This is a genomic window from Aliagarivorans taiwanensis DSM 22990, from assembly GCF_000429505.1.
Taxonomy (GTDB): domain Bacteria; phylum Pseudomonadota; class Gammaproteobacteria; order Enterobacterales; family Celerinatantimonadaceae; genus Aliagarivorans; species Aliagarivorans taiwanensis.
Genome location: NZ_AUBZ01000079.1, coordinates 1 through 1299 on the forward strand (window position 1 = coordinate 1; position 1299 = coordinate 1299).

General features: G+C 52.7%; 2 protein-coding genes. Both read right to left on the reverse strand.

Annotated elements, in window-relative coordinates:
* Positions 1–106 precede the first annotated feature (106 nt).
* Positions 107–913 carry a 3'-5' exonuclease gene (locus G462_RS24110; RefSeq protein ID WP_051326892.1) on the reverse strand — a complete coding sequence of 269 codons (807 nt, stop codon included), beginning with the start codon at positions 911–913 and terminating at the stop codon, positions 107–109.
* A gap of 17 nt (positions 914–930) precedes the next feature.
* Positions 931–1281, reverse strand: a complete 351-nt coding sequence (locus tag G462_RS0120115; protein ID WP_035478567.1) for a DNA translocase FtsK — start codon at positions 1279–1281, stop codon at positions 931–933.
* Between the last annotated feature and the right edge of the window lie 18 nt (positions 1282–1299).

The following is a 1299-nucleotide window of genomic DNA, read 5'->3' on the forward strand; positions in this document are numbered from 1 at the left end:
GGCTTGGTCTTTTCTGGGCCCAGCAGAGCTTTTGCTTTCGCCCGAGTGTAAGTGGTTTTGCGCTCGTGATGTCGTCTGCGGGGCATGGTGATTATATTCCTTACTCTTAAAGTCGTTCTACGACATACCCCAGTTCGCCAAAGCTGCTCTTGCACAACCCGACAAATTTATATTGGTTGATGTCACGCAGTGGCACTTTCGAAACAGTCGTATAGTCCGATGGGCAACCACCCACGAAATAGCGATAGCTGTTTCCAGCTCTGTCAGTAACTTCGTTATCAGGCCCAAGTGCGACACCATCTGGCACTATTGCATCAAATACCCGGGCACGGAGAGCTTGCGAAGCAGCTCTGCGCTTCGCTCTTGCTTGTGCGGCTTTTACTTCTGGGCTTTCAGTGATTTGAAAGGCGTTCATTTTCACCAGTAAGCGGCGCGTGATTTCACAGTCATCAGTGGCGCGGTGGGTATTGAGATCGCTAATGTCTATATTCTGCTGCGCGGCGGCGGCGGCCAGCTTTTGCCAGCGGTATGAACCGCGAGACTCGTCACGTTCGCCCCACATTCGGGCATAGCGAAGCATAACGCACGATGCCTGATACTCTGGCTCTGCCAACTCATAGCGGCGGCAAGTCTGTCTTATCATGCGTCTATCGAAATCAGCGTTATACATAAACACTGAGGCGCCATTCAACAGCTCGCAGACCTGCGGGTAAACCTCGCTCCAGATTGGCGCCTCAGCCACATCGTCACCTGTGATACCGTGGATCTCAGTGGACGATTCAGGGATAGGGCCGCTTGGCTTTATCAGCGAACTAAACGCGACTGCGCCACTTTCAGCATCAATGATGCCCAGCTCGACAATTTCATCGTCGGCCCCTAGCCCTGTTGTTTCGGTGTCTAATATCCAGCCCATAGCCTATATTCCTTACTCTAGTGGGCGTGTGCACACTGGTTGCAAATGCCATCTTCAGTGCCATTTGGCTCATCACTGTGCTTGCAAATACAGCAGGGAAATGAGAAGCCCATCGAAGGCGGCTCGAATTCTAGCTTGCTGTTCGACTTGTTCAGAATATCAATGAGATCTGCTGCTTCCCATGTAGACGACGCAGGCGGGATCACTGTTCTCAATCCTTCTTCATCCGGCTGAGATACAAACCCGTCAGCCTCAAGTGCCTCCATTAGCCTCGCCGCTCGGTTAAACCCAATTCGAAGCTGCCGTTGGAGGCCGGAAATCCTAGCTCGGCGACTTCGGCGGACATACTGGACGGCCACGGCATACATGCAGTCTTTGCGGCCTTC